This is a genomic window from Bacillus sp. NPDC060175, from assembly GCF_042728695.1.
GTDB lineage: Bacteria > Bacillota > Bacilli > Bacillales > Bacillaceae_G > Bacillus_A.
Genome location: NZ_JBHWYR010000014.1, coordinates 25933 through 42417, shown reverse-complemented (window position 1 = coordinate 42417; position 16485 = coordinate 25933). Strand labels below are relative to the sequence as shown.

Annotated in this window: 17 protein-coding genes, 1 pseudogene and 2 other annotated features; of the genes and pseudogenes, 9 read left to right on the top strand and 9 right to left on the bottom strand. The window is 37.6% G+C overall.

Annotation, left to right across the window (positions count from 1 at the left end; all coding sequences use genetic code 11):
• The 3 genes from rnhC to ACFWDE_RS09985 all read left to right on the top strand — a co-directional run bounded on the left by rnhC (window position 1) and on the right by ACFWDE_RS09985 (window position 1700).
• On the top strand, window positions 1-939 hold the full coding sequence (rnhC, locus tag ACFWDE_RS09995) for a ribonuclease HIII (RefSeq protein ID WP_002112166.1): 939 nt from the start codon (window positions 1-3) through the stop codon (window positions 937-939).
• A gap of 226 nt (window positions 940-1165) precedes the next feature.
• The gene (locus tag ACFWDE_RS09990) at window positions 1166-1435 is read left to right on the top strand and encodes a hypothetical protein (RefSeq protein ID WP_377891926.1); all 270 of its coding nucleotides are present in this window, start codon (window positions 1166-1168) and stop codon (window positions 1433-1435) included.
• 13 nt (window positions 1436-1448) lie between these two features.
• Window positions 1449-1700, top strand: coding sequence for a hypothetical protein (locus ACFWDE_RS09985; RefSeq protein WP_377891923.1), 252 nt, complete (start codon window positions 1449-1451; stop codon window positions 1698-1700).
• Window positions 1701-1742: 42 nt separating this feature from the next.
• Here the strand turns inward: ACFWDE_RS09985 and ACFWDE_RS09980 are convergent, their stop codons facing one another.
• From ACFWDE_RS09980 to ACFWDE_RS09955, 6 genes are all read right to left on the bottom strand, one after another.
• Entirely contained in the window at window positions 1743-1877 is a 135-nt protein-coding gene (locus ACFWDE_RS09980; RefSeq protein WP_078179650.1) for a YuzL family protein, read from the bottom strand.
• Between the two features lie 82 nt (window positions 1878-1959).
• A complete protein-coding gene (locus ACFWDE_RS09975; RefSeq protein WP_377891919.1) occupies window positions 1960-2862 on the bottom strand; it encodes an SDR family oxidoreductase in 903 nt (300 codons plus the stop codon).
• Between the two features lie 129 nt (window positions 2863-2991).
• Window positions 2992-4383 carry an asparagine--tRNA ligase gene (gene asnS, locus ACFWDE_RS09970; protein ID WP_377891917.1) on the bottom strand — a complete coding sequence of 464 codons (1392 nt, stop codon included), beginning with the start codon at window positions 4381-4383 and terminating at the stop codon, window positions 2992-2994.
• A 52-nt stretch (window positions 4384-4435) separates the two neighbouring features.
• Window positions 4436-4687 (bottom strand) — a binding site (T-box leader).
• A 154-nt stretch (window positions 4688-4841) separates the two neighbouring features.
• Window positions 4842-7262 (bottom strand): phenylalanine--tRNA ligase subunit beta, encoded by a 2421-nt coding sequence (pheT, locus tag ACFWDE_RS09965; protein WP_377891915.1) that lies wholly within the window; start codon window positions 7260-7262, stop codon window positions 4842-4844.
• 18 nt (window positions 7263-7280) lie between these two features.
• On the bottom strand, window positions 7281-8315 hold the full coding sequence (gene pheS, locus ACFWDE_RS09960; protein ID WP_000388220.1) for a phenylalanine--tRNA ligase subunit alpha: 1035 nt from the start codon (window positions 8313-8315) through the stop codon (window positions 7281-7283).
• A gap of 43 nt (window positions 8316-8358) precedes the next feature.
• Window positions 8359-8587: a binding site (T-box leader), on the bottom strand.
• A gap of 62 nt (window positions 8588-8649) precedes the next feature.
• Window positions 8650-9447 carry a TrmH family RNA methyltransferase gene (locus tag ACFWDE_RS09955; protein ID WP_377891910.1) on the bottom strand — a complete coding sequence of 266 codons (798 nt, stop codon included), beginning with the start codon at window positions 9445-9447 and terminating at the stop codon, window positions 8650-8652.
• 82 nt (window positions 9448-9529) lie between these two features.
• Here ACFWDE_RS09955 and sspI point away from each other — a divergent pair, with 82 nt between their 5' ends.
• The 5 genes and pseudogenes from sspI to ACFWDE_RS09930 all read left to right on the top strand — a co-directional run bounded on the left by sspI (window position 9530) and on the right by ACFWDE_RS09930 (window position 11898).
• Complete coding sequence (gene sspI / locus ACFWDE_RS09950) at window positions 9530-9739, top strand: small acid-soluble spore protein SspI (RefSeq protein WP_000009511.1); 210 nt, start codon at window positions 9530-9532, stop codon at window positions 9737-9739.
• Between the two features lie 176 nt (window positions 9740-9915).
• Window positions 9916-10473 carry an HD domain-containing protein gene (locus ACFWDE_RS09945; RefSeq protein ID WP_377891907.1) on the top strand — a complete coding sequence of 186 codons (558 nt, stop codon included), beginning with the start codon at window positions 9916-9918 and terminating at the stop codon, window positions 10471-10473.
• Window positions 10474-10641: 168 nt separating this feature from the next.
• A complete protein-coding gene (locus ACFWDE_RS09940; protein WP_002145450.1) occupies window positions 10642-11355 on the top strand; it encodes a CPBP family intramembrane glutamic endopeptidase in 714 nt (237 codons plus the stop codon).
• Window positions 11356-11380: 25 nt separating this feature from the next.
• Window positions 11381-11522: pseudogene (locus ACFWDE_RS09935) on the top strand (ammonia permease); the annotation flags it as partial.
• Window positions 11523-11535: 13 nt separating this feature from the next.
• Window positions 11536-11898 carry an ammonia permease gene (locus ACFWDE_RS09930; RefSeq protein ID WP_377891903.1) on the top strand — a complete coding sequence of 121 codons (363 nt, stop codon included), beginning with the start codon at window positions 11536-11538 and terminating at the stop codon, window positions 11896-11898.
• Window positions 11899-11918: 20 nt separating this feature from the next.
• Here ACFWDE_RS09930 and ACFWDE_RS09925 read toward each other — a convergent pair whose 3' ends face one another.
• Window positions 11919-13712, bottom strand: a complete 1794-nt coding sequence (locus ACFWDE_RS09925) for a DHA2 family efflux MFS transporter permease subunit (RefSeq protein ID WP_377891901.1) — start codon at window positions 13710-13712, stop codon at window positions 11919-11921.
• A 12-nt stretch (window positions 13713-13724) separates the two neighbouring features.
• Window positions 13725-14378: an HlyD family secretion protein gene (locus tag ACFWDE_RS09920; protein WP_002145447.1), complete on the bottom strand. Its 654-nt coding sequence runs from the start codon at window positions 14376-14378 to the stop codon at window positions 13725-13727.
• Window positions 14379-14674: 296 nt separating this feature from the next.
• On the opposite strand from ACFWDE_RS09920, the gene ACFWDE_RS09915 reads away from it, so the two are divergent.
• Window positions 14675-15292 (top strand): TetR/AcrR family transcriptional regulator, encoded by a 618-nt coding sequence (locus ACFWDE_RS09915; RefSeq protein WP_377891898.1) that lies wholly within the window; start codon window positions 14675-14677, stop codon window positions 15290-15292.
• A 41-nt stretch (window positions 15293-15333) separates the two neighbouring features.
• Here ACFWDE_RS09915 and ACFWDE_RS09910 read toward each other — a convergent pair whose 3' ends face one another.
• Window positions 15334-16419 (bottom strand): M42 family metallopeptidase, encoded by a 1086-nt coding sequence (locus ACFWDE_RS09910; protein ID WP_002122951.1) that lies wholly within the window; start codon window positions 16417-16419, stop codon window positions 15334-15336.
• Between the last annotated feature and the right edge of the window lie 66 nt (window positions 16420-16485).

Here is a 16485-nt window from a genome sequence, read left to right as displayed (position 1 = left end):
TTGTCAAATTCTATCGTAATACAAACAAGTTCTACAGTAATTGAAGACATGAAACAACAATACAAACAAGCACTTAGCCCCAAAATTCCGCAAGGCGGTATCTTTATGGCAAAAGTTCCATCTTGCACAATTACAGCTTATAAATCAGGAAAAGTGATGTTTCAAGGTGGACGTGCTGAAGCAGAAGCTTCTCGTTGGCAAACTGTCTCTCAAACACCAAAATCAGCTGTAAAAAAATCGGTCAATTCACATCGTTATGCGCCGCCCGCTTCCATCGGTACAATGTCTATTCTAGGATCAGACGAAGTAGGTACTGGTGATTACTTCGGACCGATGACAGTAGTTGCTGTATATGTGGATGCAAAGCAAATTCCACTTTTAAAAGAACTTGGTGTAAAAGACTCCAAAAACTTAAATGATGCTCAAATTGCTGAGATTGCAAAACAACTCCTTCACGTTGTTCCTTACAGCTCTCTCGTTCTTCATAATGAAAAATATAATGAGCTATTTGATAAAGGAAACAACCAAGGTAAACTAAAAGCTTTACTACATAACAAAGCAATTACAAACTTACTAGCGAAAATAGCACCTACAACACCAGAAGGCATCTTAATCGACCAATTTACACAGCCTGATACATACTATAAGTATTTAGCGAAACAAAAACAGGTACAGCGTGAAAATGTTTACTTCGCTACGAAAGGTGAAAGTGTCCATTTAGCAGTAGCTGCTGCTTCCATTTTAGCTCGTTACTCATTCGTAAAACAATTTGATGAACTAAGCAAAAAAGCTGGTATGCCACTTCCAAAAGGTGCTGGTAAACAAGTTGATATTGCCGCTGCTAAATTAATTCAAAAAGTCGGTAAAGAAAGACTACCTGAGTTTGTGAAAGTGCATTTTGCTAATACAGAGAAGGCGTTTCGCTTACTGAAAAAATAACTACTTTTTAGTATCGACAGGATATGGATGAACTAAACAAGGCGAAAAGAATTGCGTTCTTTTCGCCTTTTATGGATGATATAACAACCTAGAAATTACCCTTTATTTCATCCTGGCACTCAAAAATGTAAAAAATCCCATTTTTGTTATAATCAATAGTAAAAACCTCTTATTTTTGTTATAATCTAAATATACAGAATATAAATAACCCAAGGAGAGGTTCCTATTGCTACTTCTACAAATGATTCTAAATATTTTACTAGGGGATCCACATGAACGCCAATTCAAAATTAGAGAAAACATTCAGCTACTAAGTGAACAACGAGAATTCAACAATTTAATAGAGCGCTATGGTCGATCTTTTTTATTAAACTTTCGGCTTCGAAAATTTATCGGGAAACACGATGCCCACTTGTTAATTCGAAATCCAGTCAAGCTACAATACTTCTGTGAGGAACTTGAATTTATGATTAAAAGAAGAGGATTGTTTAAATAAGGAGAGAATTCATATGAACTCTGAAAAGGTTAAAAAGTTATTATATGTTTTCGTACACCTCGTAGGCCCGCTTTCTTACCTCATTATCTCTACCATTTGGGGAGCTTTTTTCACTTCCAAATCTACATTCGAAAATATATCTGATAATCTTTGTGTGATGGCCATCTATTACGTGTTTATAAGCTTACTGTGGTTTTTCTATTTAGGTCGATTAGACAAAGACGTGGATAGGATTACACAAGAGATTCATAACAACAAGATGTAATACATATAAAAAAGGAGAGCCGCCAAGACTCTCCTTTTTGTGTTAACTTCGCTTCTGCTTCTTATTTGATGAAGATACTTTATGAGAACCCGTTTCATGCGTAGTTGTTCCTTGTCCTTCCACCTCTGGAGAACCTAGGCTTGATCTAGAATGATCTGTTTTCACTTTCTTACTCATTACAATCACCCCCAAGATTACTTTTTACTTAAGGGTAAAAAACTATTCAACATAACCATCTGAACATATACTGGCTACTCTTTTATCCTCCTGTCTGTTTTTCACTAATGTCCCATAGACGTTTTGCGACATCCTTATCCAAAGCGGCTTCAGATGTTTTCCCCACTTGCTTGTCGGCATAGTAACAGCCACTATGGTCAATGAATCCATTTGATTCTGCTAGCCATATTAAAGTTTCCGCACCTTCCTCGGGTGTACGAGAGAAAGGTTTCATTGCTGCCATAGTTAAGCGAGCAACCAGACCATTGTCCTGGTTAAAATTCGTATTCACTAGCCCCGGGTCAAAGCTATAAGCACTAACACCCGTTCCCTCCAACCGCTGTGCCAATTCAAAGGTGAATAAAATGTTAGCTAGTTTTGTTTGCGCATAACGCATTGTAGGACCGCCCATGAACTTCTTAACACCGCGATACAGTTGTTCTGCATCTAGATCACCGAAATCAATTCCCTTTTTAGCCATTTTGTGACCGTGAGATGCGGTGGTAATGACACGAGCAGGAGCACTTTCTTTTAAACGCTCCAACAACAAATTAGTGAGTAAGAATGGACCTAAATGGTTTACTGCCCAGGTCATCTCCAAACCGTCCTCCGTAAGCTTCCTTGTTTGAAATAAAGCACCAGCATTATTCACTAATATATCTATTCTCGGACACCTTTCTAAAATATCAGTAGCTACCCGGCGTATAGATTGTTGGGAAGCCATATCAGCCAGAAATAAATCTACCACCACATTCCCATTCGTTACATCCTTAATTTGAGTCATAGCATCATTCGCTTTTGCCTCGTTGCGTGCAATAATTCCTAGCTTGGCACCACGCTCCGCAAATGCCTTAGCTGCCGCTAATCCAATACCACTTGTTGCACCAGTGATTACTATATACTTGTCACGCAATGTCCACTTTGTCTGACTTGGAATTTCCCCCATTGTACAAAAACCCCTTCCCTTGCCCATAAATATTTCATTCGTTTTACTATATGTGAGAGATGAACGAACCTATGAACAACATTTTTCCAAACAAAAAAAGCGAGAGCAGTTGCTCTCGCTTTTTTTATCTTAAAACTCCGAAGAACCTGGAGTTCTTGGGAATGGAATTACGTCACGGATGTTAGCCATACCAGTGATGTACATTAGGAAGCGCTCAAAACCTAGACCGAATCCAGCGTGTTTTGTACCGCCGTATTTTCTAAGTTCTAAGTACCACCAGTAGTCCTCTTCGTTCATACCTAATTCTTTAATTCTGTCTACTAAAACGTCTATTCTTTCTTCACGTTGGCTACCGCCGATTAATTCGCCGATGCCAGGAACTAGAAGGTCAGTAGCTGCTACTGTTTTACCATCTTCGTTCATACGCATGTAGAATGCTTTAATGTCTTTCGGATAGTCAGTTACGAATACAGGGCGTTTGAAGATTTCTTCTGATAAGTATCTTTCGTGCTCTGTTTGTAAGTCAATACCCCATTCTACTGGGTATTTGAATTCAGCACCTGATTCTTGAAGTACTTTAATTGCTTCTGTATAAGTGATGCGACCGAAGTCAGAGTTAATTACGTTGTTCATGCGCTCTAGAACTGTTTTATCAACAAAGCTGTTGAAGAAGTCCATTTCTTCTGGTGCATGTTCTAATACATATTTCATTGCATATTTCAGCATATCTTCTGTAAGATCCATTACATCGCCTAATTCAGCGAATGCAATCTCAGGCTCAACCATCCAGAACTCCGCTGCGTGGCGAGTTGTGTTTGAGTTTTCTGCACGGAATGTAGGTCCGAATGTGTACACATCACGGAACGCTAATGCATAAGCTTCAGCATTCAGCTGTCCACTTACTGTTAAGTTTGTTTCTTTACCGAAGAAGTCTTTTGATTCATCAACTTGTCCTTCTTCACCTTTTGGTACGTTGTTTAAATCTTGCGTTGTTACGCGGAACATTTCGCCTGCACCTTCTGTATCACTACCAGTGATAATTGGTGTGTGAACATGTACAAATCCACGCTCTTGGAAGAATTGGTGAATTGCAAATGCTGCGATAGAACGCACGCGGAATGTTGCAGAGAATGCGTTTGTTCTTGGACGTAAGTGAGCGATTGTACGTAAGTATTCAAACGTGTGACGTTTCTTTTGAAGTGGGTAATCAGAATCTGATAAGCCCTCTACATCAATTTTTTCTGCTTTAATTTCAAATGGTTGCTTTGCTCCAGGCGTTGCAATTACTTTACCTTCTACTTTAACTGAAGAGCTAAGTGGAAGTTTTGCAATTTCTTTGAAGTTCTCTAATTCTGTATCGAAAACGATTTGAACGCCTTTGAAGAAGCTACCGTCGTTTAATTCGATGAAACCAAATGCTTTTGAATCACGTAAGTTACGAATCCACCCTGATACTTGTACTGTTTGATCTGCATACTTTTCTGTATCTCTATACAGACTTTTTACTAATGTGTTTTCCATAGTGAAATTCTCCTTTGCTGATATATTTAAATACAAAAAAACCTTTCATCCATAAAGGGACGAAAGGTTAAACTTCGCGGTACCACCCAATTTGTCATAAAGACCAACTTTAACTCGTATGTAATACATACTTCCCAGTTTGTAACAGGCCGGATTCCCGTCTAAGTCTACTCTTGAATACAAGATCCAATTTCGGTTAGCAACTCCAAGGTGTTCTTCACATATACCGCCTCATCAGGCTCTCACCGCCCCTGACTCGCTTTGGATTATAGTATATACTACTTTTCCTTATCATCGTCTTTCGTTTTGTTAAACTAAAATTAATGTACTACATTCGTGGAAAAGATGCAAGATGCCAGAAAATATATCAGCGATTTTTATAATATATCGACTTACCGACACTTTTCGACAATCGCATCATAAAAAAACTGCCGGGAAAATTCCGGCAGCTGTTTTTATTACTTACGTAACTCCGCACCAAATTTCTCTTCTACCGCTGTTAATACACGGCTATGTGCTTCTGTTACTTCTTCGTCTGTTAATGTACGTTCTGCATCGAAGTAGTTCATAGAGAATGCAAGTGATTTCTTGCCTTCTTCCATTTTTTCACCTTCGTATAAATCAAATAGTGTTACGTCTTTCAGAAGTTCTCCGCCAGCTTCAGCAATGACTTGCTTCATCTCACCAGCTTTTGTTTCTGTTGTTACTACAACAGCCATATCACGTGTCATAGATGGGAAACGTGGAATTGCTGAGTAGTAAGTTTCTTCCACGTCTGCACCGAATACTTTTGCAAGAGATAATTCGAATACGAATGTATCTTTCACATCTAATTGTTTTTGCGATTCTGGGTGCAATTGACCGATGAATCCAATTACTTCGCCATCTAATACGATGTCAGCTGTACGGCCTGGGTGCATACCTTCACGTTTTGCTGGTGCATATGCGATTTGGTTTACAACGCCAAGTACGTCGAATAATCCTTCTAGCACACCTTTCATAACGAAGAAGTCTACTACTTTCTTCTCACCTTGCCATGCATGGTGAAGAGCAAGACCTGTCATAACACCCGCAAGATGTTGTTCTTCTTTCGGAAGTTCTCCTGCTTCTGTCGGTAAGAAGATAGAACCTACTTCGTATAAAGCAACACTATCGTTTTTACGAGCATTATTGTATGAAACTGCTTCTAACAATTGTGGCACTAAGCTTAAACGAAGTTGACTACGCTCTTCACTCATTGGAAGCGCAAGATTTACAGGAGCTTTTTCGTTCGGCTCTACCATATATTGTTTTGCTTTGTCAGCGCTTGTTAATGAATATGTGATTGCTTCATATAAACCAGCACCTTCTAAGAAGCGACGTACTTTACGACGTTTCGTTTGTGCTGCTGTTAATTTACCACGTGTCATCGTTCCAGAAGGTAATGTAACTGGAATGTGATCATACCCATACAGACGACCCACTTCTTCTACTAAGTCTTCTGAAATTGTAATATCAGGACGACGTGCTGGTACATTTACATGGAATGTCCCTTCTACTTCTGTGAATGGGAATTTCAAGTTTGTGAACATTGTACCCATTTCACTTGCAGAAATATCTGTACCTAATACACGGTTTACTTTTTCAGCAGTAACAGATACTGTACGTTCTTGTACTTGTAAGTTATCAGCTTCTACTACACCTTCAAGTGCTTCACCACCAGCATATTTCGCCATTAAAGCAGCCGCATGTTGAATCGCTTCAAATGTACGTGTTGGATCAATTCCTTTTTCGAAACGTGCACTTGATTCACTACGAAGACCTAAGTCTTTTGATGTACGGCGTACTGTTTGACCTGCAAAGTATGCAGACTCGATTAAAACGTTTACCGTCTCATTTGTAACTTCAGAATCAGCTCCGCCCATTACCCCAGCAACAGCTAAAGCTTTTGTACCGTTTGTAATTACAAGATGATGCTCTTGTAACGTACGTTCTTGATCATCTAATGTTTCAATTTTTTCGCCTTCTTTTGCAAGACGAACAACGATTTCTTTTGAACCTAATTTATCGTAATCGAATGCATGTAACGGTTGACCGTATTCCATTAAAATATAGTTTGTAATATCAACTACATTGCTAATTGGACGAATACCAGCTGCCATAAGGCGAGTTTGCATCCACATTGGTGATGGACCAATCTTTACGTTCTTCACCATTTTCGCAATGTATAACGGATTTTCTTCTTTCGCTTCTACACTTATAGAAATGTAATCAGAAGTTTTTTCTGCTGTTTCTTGTAAGTTGATAGCTGGAAGTTTTACTTCACGGCCGTAAATAGCAGCTACTTCATATGCAACACCTAACATGTTTAAGCAATCTGCACGGTTTGGTGTTAAACCAAGCTCAAGTACTTCATCATGTAAGTTTAAAATTTCAAGTGCATCTGCACCAACTTCAGCGTCACTTGGGAAGATGAAGATTCCATCTGCGTAATCTTTCGCAACTAGTTTCCCATTAATGCCAAGCTCTTGAAGGGCACAAACCATACCATGAGAAGCTTCACCGCGTAGTTTTGCTTTTTTAATTTTGAAGTTACCAGGAAGTACAGCGCCAACTTTTGCAACCGGTACTTTTAAACCTTTTGCAATATTAGTAGCACCACAAATAATTTGAACTGGCTCTTCTTCACCGATATCGATTAAGCATTTGCTTAACTTATCAGCTTCTGGGTGTTTTTCACATTCTAATACGTGACCAACTACAACACCTTTTACACCTTTATTTAATACTTCAACGCCTTCTACTTCAATACCACTTTTCGTGATTTTGTCTGCTAGTTCTTGTGCCGTTACATCTTTAATATCTACATACTCTTGTAACCAACGATATGATACGAACATATTTATCCTCTCCTTCCCTTACGCTCGTTTGAATTGTTGTAAGAAACGTACATCATTTGTATAGAAATGACGAATGTCATCAACGCCGTATTTCAACATTGCGATACGCTCTGCGCCCATACCGAATGCGAAACCTTGATATTCTTTTGAATCATAACCAGCCATTTCAAGTACGTTCGGGTGAACCATACCTGCGCCTAAAATTTCGATCCAACCAGTTCCTTTACAAGTGCCACAACCTTTACCGTGACACATCATACAAGAAATATCCATCTCGACAGATGGCTCTGTGAATGGGAAGAAACTTGGACGAAGACGGATTTCACGATCTTCACCGAACATCTTTTTCACGAATACTTGTAATGTACCTTTTAAATCACTCATGCGAATGTTTTTATCAATTACAAGACCTTCAATTTGCATGAACTGGTGTGAATGCGTCGCATCATCATCATCGCGTCGATACACTTTACCAGGACAAATAATTTTAATTGGTCCTTTTTCTTTGTTATTTTCCATCGTACGTGCTTGCACAGAAGATGTATGTGTACGTAATAACGTTTCTTCTGTAATGTAGAATGTATCTTGCATATCACGCGCTGGGTGATCTTTCGGTAAGTTTAATGCTTCGAAGTTGTAGTAGTCTTTTTCTACTTCTGTTCCTTCAGCTACTTCATAACCCATACCGATAAATACATCTTCAATTTGCTCAACAACTGCTGTTAACGGATGGTGACAACCTGTTTCAACAGGACGACCTGGCAGTGTAACATCAATTGTTTCAGTAGCTAATTTCGCCTCAATTACTGCTTTTTCTAAGTTGCCAATTTTGTCTTCTAGACGCGTTTGAATCGCTTCACGTACTTCATTTACTAATGCTCCCATACGTGGACGCTCTTCTGCTGATAATTTTCCCATGCCGCGTAATACTTCTGTAATTGGACCTTTTTTTCCTAAATACGCTACGCGTACGTCGTTTAAGCCCTTTAGCTCTTTCGCTTCTTCAATAAGCTCTAACGCTTTTTGCTTTAGCTCTTTTAAACGTGCTTCCATTTGGAACCCTCCTAATTTTAAAAATAAAAAAACCCCGCTCCCAAAAAGGGACGAGGTAAATTCGCGGTACCACCCTAAATTGACAGAACAAGTCTGCCCACTCATTAGTTATAACGATCAATTCTGACCGGAACGCCTTTACATATAAATGGTCCTGGCGCCAACTCCAGAGGTGAATTCACTTCCATCTACCATAAGAATGCTTTCAGTCTACGGCACTCTCTCCCTATATGGCGATTTTGTAAGCTACTCTTCTCTATCAACGTTTTTCGTTATTTAACTTTTATTGTATGTTCATTACGAACGTATACTTCAACTTATTATAAGAAGTTTTTTATTTGTTCGCAACTGGGCTTTGTAAATAATACGTTAAAATCCCTGCTGCAACCGCAACATTTAATGATTCTGCCCCTCCGTAAATCGGAATATACAAGTTTTGATCAGTTTTTGCAAGAATTTCTTGGCGTACGCCGCTTCCTTCATTTCCTACAATTAATGCAAAACTTCCGGCCGGTGTTACTTCAACGTGCGGAACTCCATTTTCAAGAGCTGTTCCATATACAGGCACGTTATTTTCTTTTAACTTGTCTACCCATTCTTCTAAGTTCCCTTTTACAACCGGTAAGTGGAAAATAGAACCTTGTGTAGAGCGTAGCACTTTACTATTATAAACATCAACGCACCCTTCTCCAAGCACAACGGCATGAATACCAGCTGCATCAGCTGTACGAATAATCGTTCCCAAATTACCTGGGTCTTGAAGGCCGTCTAATAAAAGAAATTTCCCATCAGTAAGAGCTACTTCTTTCTCATGTTTCTCACAAACAGCAAATACACCTTGCGTTGTTTCTGTTTCGCGAAGTACTTTTACAATTGCTTCAGGCACAATATACATTTCAACATCATTAACTGTCCAATCTTTCGGAAGATCTGTCTGATCTGAAACGATAAGTTCTGTTACAACTCCTGCCTTTAACGCTTCCTCTACTAAATGGAATCCTTCTACAAAAAATAAACCTTTGTTATCGCGCTCTTTTTTCGTCTGCAGCTTTTTCCACTGCTTCACACGTGGGTTTTGTACTGAATCAATGTTTTTCATAATATGTATTTCCCTCTCTTCTTGTCTTATCATTATAGCCTATTTTTCATACATATTTACATAAAAAAGAACAAAAACTAACGTCAGTTTCAATTCTGAAGAAGAGGTGAATATAATGAGTTTTAATTTACGCGGCGCTGTATTAGCGAATGTATCTGGAAATTCGCAAGACCAATTACAAGAAACGATTGTCGATGCAATTCAAAGCGGTGAAGAAAAAATGCTTCCAGGTCTTGGCGTTTTATTCGAAGTCATTTGGAAAAATGCTGATGAAAATGAAAAACACGAAATGTTAGGAACACTGGAGCAAGGTTTAAAAAAATAAGCAATAAAAGGTCACCTTAGAAAAAACTAAGGTGATTTTTTTATGTCTATAAAATTTTTCTTTTCCTAAACATTTCTACTTTACTAACGCTGATTGATGGAGTACAATGTTCAAAATACATTTAAACCTATCGTTTTTCTTTAAATACATCAATAGATAAAAGGAGTGAATGTTTTATGCGTCGTATTACGCTTGAACAAATTTTTCAACATCATATTACACAAAAATACGTAAACCGTTCTGGGATGGTCCATGCGATTGCTGTCGCTTACCATGCGTTTCACTTAGCTAAAAAGCATCACGCCTCAGTCGATGCTGCGACAAAGGCTGGATTCCTTCATGATATCGGACATCACACATGGTACAGTGAGGGAGAATGGGACTATGACTTGTATAAAAAGAATGATATACATGCGATTAAAGGAGCGGAAAGAGCTCATAAATTGCTTATTAGATTAGGGGAACACCCTAATCTAGCAAAAGAAATTTCTGTTGCAATTCTTCTGCACACTGATTCTTTCCTACTAGAACAAACGCTTGAAAGAACACCTCTACAAACCGTTATTAAGCGGGCAGATGAAGCCGATGAAGAGCCAGGCGGAGCACACCATTATAGAACGATTTCTTATGAAAAAGCAATAAAAGCAATGCAGCAGTTAGATCGATTGGTAGAGCGTGAATTGCAAATAGAGCAATCGAAATCGAATAACAAAACAGAACATAGTTACCAATGAGAAAGAGGCATCACTACAGAGTGATACCTCTTTTATTATTTTTACTAATCATGTAACAAGAAGTGCAATTGTAAAAATTCTAACTTTGTATGTAATATTTGAGCATAACATTATAAATAAAAATACCTTATAATTATATATAAGAATATAAAAGAGGTGATTTTATACATGCAATCCACTACACAACTTCCATATGAACAGAAACACTCCATGTCATGGGGGCAATTTATTAGTTCTGTCTTATTTGCTTTTTTTGGAACCGGACTTATCACTTTATTTCTAGCATTACCTTTAATGATTTATACAGCTGGTCTCACAAATAAAAAGCAAATAGCCTTATATGATTCTATTGCAAATACTACAAGTATCGCATTGCAACTAGGGATTTTATTGTTCTTCATTTTTAAATACGAACCTGCAAAAAGACTATTACTAGAGGCATTTAACTTTAGGGCACTCAAAGAATGGCGTACATACATATACTTGCTCCTTTTTTTCGCGTTAAATATTCTTCTTAATTTCATCATGTTAAATTATGTATTCCAAGACGCAACGAAACAACAATCTTCTGCACTAAACTTAGAAGTTTTTAATCAATATCAAACATTACTACTTATTGGCTTTGCAATACTCACACCAATTTTTGAAGAACTCATTTTCCGTGGCTTCATACTTCGCTTCTTATCAGAGCGTTTTCCATTTTGGATTGCAGCAGTCTTAACGAGTTTCTTCTTCGGTATCGCACACACATACTCACTTGGAGTAATGGTAATCACATTCTTCATGGGACTTTTAATGGCTATTCTATGTAAGAAAACAAATTCTATTATTCCAGCTATGCTATTTCATATTATGAATAATATGTTCGCCTTTTTAGTATAAAGAGAGGTATCATCCCGATACCTCTCTTTTCTCTCTAGCTGGTTTATTAGCAGGAATCAATGGGGCACGTTCAAAAATTAATAGTATACGCAACATGGGACTCATTATTTTTTCGATAGGACTGTTGGCAGCTCATGTCTATGCCTAATTCATTTTTCATTCGTTAAGGAGTTATTACACATGGAATCTACCGGATTATTTATTTGGCTTATCTTAGCCCCTATTTTATTGTTATGCGAATTCATCGTGGGTATTTTTTTAATTGCTGCCGGAATTAAATATCGAATTTTTTTTACATTCATAGCAGGATTGATTAGCATATTGCTTATCGTTGTTCCTATCATTTGTATAGGTTATGGAATAGACATAGAGCGGATGATCCTAATTTCTGGAACCTTATATTGGTGTCTCTTCTCTTTAGCTGGACTATTAGCTATTATAAGCGGAAGACAAATATCAAGTATTCGTTCTATGGGCACGATTTTGTTTATAACAGGATTATGCTCTGTGAGTGGTTATCATCTTTTATATCTCACTCTTTAAAAGACAAAAAAGCAGGGAAATTAATTCCCTGCTTTTCTATTTCGTTTATTGCCTGATGGTAAGAAGAACGATAACACCCAAGCAATACCTGCGAGTATTGTTGCAATTAAGAAGGCATCATTAATACCATTAATTGCAGATAGCTTTGAAATTTGTCCGAATAATAGTTGCGTGCTCATCGCATCTCCTGCTTGAGCTGATCCGGCTAATGCCGCTAAGCTTTGGCCCATACCGTGTACTTTATCAACTAAAATTGGGTTTGACGTCGTTAACATGTTGCCGTAATCTGCTACGTGAGCAGTAGTTTGTTGCGTCATAAGCGTGATTAATATCGCTGTTCCAATTGAACCAGCTACTTGTCTTGACGTATTTTGCGTTGCTGTACCGTGAGAAATTAATTTCATCGGCAGTGCATTCATACCAGCTGTCATAATTGGCATCATAATGAATGACATACCAATTGAGCGTATAATATAATCCGTCATAATAACGCTATACGGTGTATCCATCGATAACGTTGTAAATTTATATGTCGCAAATGTTGTAATGGCTAATCCGACAATTGCTAACGGACGAATACCATACTTATCAAATAGTTTTCCTGCAACTGGTCCCATAATCCCCATAATTAATGATCCCGGAAGGAGTAATAAACCTGATTCCATCGGCGTAAAGCCGCGAATATTTTGCAGATATACTGGAAGTAATAACATACCTCCGAATAATGCCATCGTTACGATTGCGTTAATTACTAATGTGAAAGTGAACGTTGGATATTTAAACACTTGTAAATCAAGCATTTTATTGTCCGTTGTTAACTCTCTCCAAATAAATACAGCTAAACCAATGACACCGATGATAAGTGTTATAACAACTTCTGCACTAGTCCAGCCATTATTTCCAGCTTCACTAAATCCGTACAGTAAGCTACCTAGTCCAATACTTGAACTAATAACACCGAATACATCTAACTTTGTTTTAGACACTGGCTGAGCTAGTGTAAAGAATTTTAAAGATAAGAACGTAATAATTAAACCAACAACAAACATCCCGTAAAACATTAAGTTCCAGCTATAGTTTTCAATTACCCAACCTGTTACAGTTGGTCCGATAGCTGGTGCTAAAATCATCGCTACCCCAAGTAGTCCCATAGCTGCTCCGCGCTTATTAGGAGGGAATAATGTCATGAAGATATTCATACCAACTGGCATTAAAATACCTGCACCAACCGCTTGAATAACACGGCCCGTCATCATCATTGTGAAGTTTCCTGATGTAGCACAAATGATAGATCCTACAGTGAAGAATAACATTGCTGCTATGAATAATTTACGATACGTAAACCGTGAAACTAAAAATGCACTAATCGGTACTAAAATTCCGTTTACAAGCATGAAGCCTGTAATTAACCATTGTGCTGTTGAAGTTGATACGTTAAATTCGTTCATTAATGGAGGCAGTGCAACATTAATGATCGTTTGGTTTAAAATAGAAACGAACATACCAAGAATTAATACAGCTACAACTGCTTTTACATTCACATTCTCTACCGGCAATTGTCTCTTCAGCATTTCTTTTTCCTGTTTTACTTGCTCTTGCTTCCCTGTTTCTAATTCCACTACGTTAGAAGCTTCTGTTTCTTGTTTTTGTTCAAGTTCTTTCTCTACTGTTTCTGCTTGACTTACTTCTATCTTACTTACGGCTGGGACTTGTTCTTCTCCCACATTCGTTTTTTTCTTTCGTAAAAGACGATTTATAAGGAAGAAGACGATTATACAAAATAGTGCATATCCTACAATTGCAATTGAGGACATCTCATCTCCCCCTTACTTATGAATACGAACTGACACATTCATTCCAGGAACAATATTTACTGATTTACTATGATCTAAAGAAATTTTAACTGGTACAACTTGCTTTACTTTCGTATAGTTCGCTGTTGCGTTACTTGATGGTAACATCGAGAATGTATTCGCTGTTGTTAATCCAACTTGTTCTACTTTTCCTGTCAATGTTGTATCTGGATATGCATCTACATACACATCTACTGTTTGGCCTTTTTGAACATCATCAATATTTGTTTCTTCAATATTTGCTGTTACCCATAAATTGTTCATATCAAATGCGTAAGCAATTGGACTTCCTGCTCCAACGAACGCATTTGTTGTTGCGTTTGATTGTACAACTGTTGCATTTTGCGGAATTGTTACATCTACTGTTTGCTCACCATTTGCTCCTGCTACAGTAACCGCACCTAATTTATCGTTCTCATTGTAGTTTTTTCCGACTTCAGCTTTCCAGTCTGTTAATTTACCTGCTGCTGGTGATGCAATTGGGATTACTTTCCCGTCAATCTTTGCATTTTCTGTTTTTAAATAATTTTCTGTTTGATTGTAATAGTAATAACCGCCAATACCGCCGCCAACTAATACAATTAATGTGATAATGTTGATAATTACCATTCTTCGAAACTGATTCATTGCATTCCTCTCCTTATATCGCATATAATTTTTTTCTAAACTATTTACATCCTTATTGTTTATATTGTTTAATTGTTAATTATATTAACCTTTAAACAAAAAAAGCACACCTTTTACGACACAAACTATGCTTTGTCTGCATCCTAGCGGTGCTGATTTCTAAAGGACTATCGTTTATAATTATAAATAATTATCCCGAATCTACAACCAACAATTTAAACCTATATGTTGTTTAAACAACATTACACTATACGTGTGTTGTTTAAGTTAAAAAAATTAAACGAGGTGAAGTAAAAATGTCTATTAAAAATACAAATGATCCACGTGTAAAACGAACGAGACAACTCATACAGGATGCTTTTGTCGCTTTAGTAGGCGAAAAGGGCTTTGAAAATGTAACTGTGCAACATATCGCGGAACGTGCTCCTGTAAATCGTGCTACATTTTATAGCCATTACCATGATAAATATGATTTATTAGAAAAAAGCATAGAAGAAATGTTAGAAAAACTAGCTGAAGTCATTAAACCACAAAAACAAAATAAAGAAGATTTTCAGCTCACATTTGACTCACCACATCCAACCTTTTTAGCTTTGTTTGAACATATAGCAGAAAATGTGAACTTCTATAACGTTATGCTCGGTGATAAAGCCGCTGGAAACTACTCTTATAAAATGATGAAAACAGTCCAAACACATTTAACATTAAGCTTATCTATTTCACAACCTGATGATGAAGGACTCATGGTTCCTCGTGACATTCTTATTAGTTATGTTACAGGGGCACATATCGGAATGATTATGTCATGGTTAAAAAGAGGCATGATTTATACCCCGCATTTCATGGCAATGCAATTAACTCGCTTAATTATTTTAGGAGCCCATACTGCAGCAGGATTGGAAAGACCGTTTTAAAAATGGAAAAAGCGAAGGAAATTATCCTTCGCTTTTTTCTATTAATTAAATGTAATGTTATGTACAGCCTCTTTATCAAGACGTTTAATAACTTCTACAATTAACTTCACTGCATTTTCATAATCATCACGATGTAACATCGCTGCATGAGAATGAATGTAGCGTGTCGCAATCGTAATTGCCATAGACGGAATACCATTTACAGAAATATGAATTGCTCCTGCATCCGTTCCCCCGCCCGCTACAGAATCATACTGATATGGAATTTGTAATTCATCAGCAACATCAACAACGAAATCACGTAAACCTGTATGACCAATAACAGAAGCATCATATAAAATGATCTGCGGTCCATCGCCCATTTTACTTTGCGCTTCTTTGGCTGTTACACCCGGTGTATCACCAGCAATACCTACATCTACTGCAAATGCGATATCTGGCTTAATGTAGTTTGCAGATGTTTTTGCACCACGAAGACCAACTTCTTCTTGTACAGTCCCAACGCCGTATACAACGTTTGGATGCTTTTCATCTTTTAATTGTTTTAATACGTCAATTGCAATTGCACAACCAATTCGGTTATCCCATGCTTTTGCAAGTAACATTTTTTCATTCTTCATCACTTGGAATTCAAAGTACGGTACAACTTGATCTCCTGGTCTTACGCCCCACTCCATTGCTTCTTCTTGGCTAGAAGCACCAATATCGATGAACATATCTTTAATATCAACTGGCTTTTTACGAGCTTCTGGAGGCAAGATATGCGGTGGTTTTGAACCAATTACACCTGTTACATCTCCTTTACGCGTTACAATTGTCACGCGCTGTGCAAGCATAACTTGCGACCACCAACCACCAACCGTTTGGAAACGAAGGAAGCCTTTGTCATCAATTTGCGTAATCATAAAGCCAACTTCATCTAAATGACCTGCAACCATAATTTTCGGGCCGTTTTCTTCCCCAACTTTTTTCGCAACTAAACTTCCTAAATTATCAGTAGAAAGTTCATCTGCAAACGGCTCAATATATTTCTTCATTACTTCACGTGGTTCACGCTCGTTACCCGCAATACCGCGTGCGTCTGTTAATTCTTTTAGCATTGTCAATGTCTCGTCTAATTTTGTCATTGCCAACACCCTCCTTTTTCTTCAGTCACTTTATTATACAAAAGGAAATTGAAATATTCAAAAATT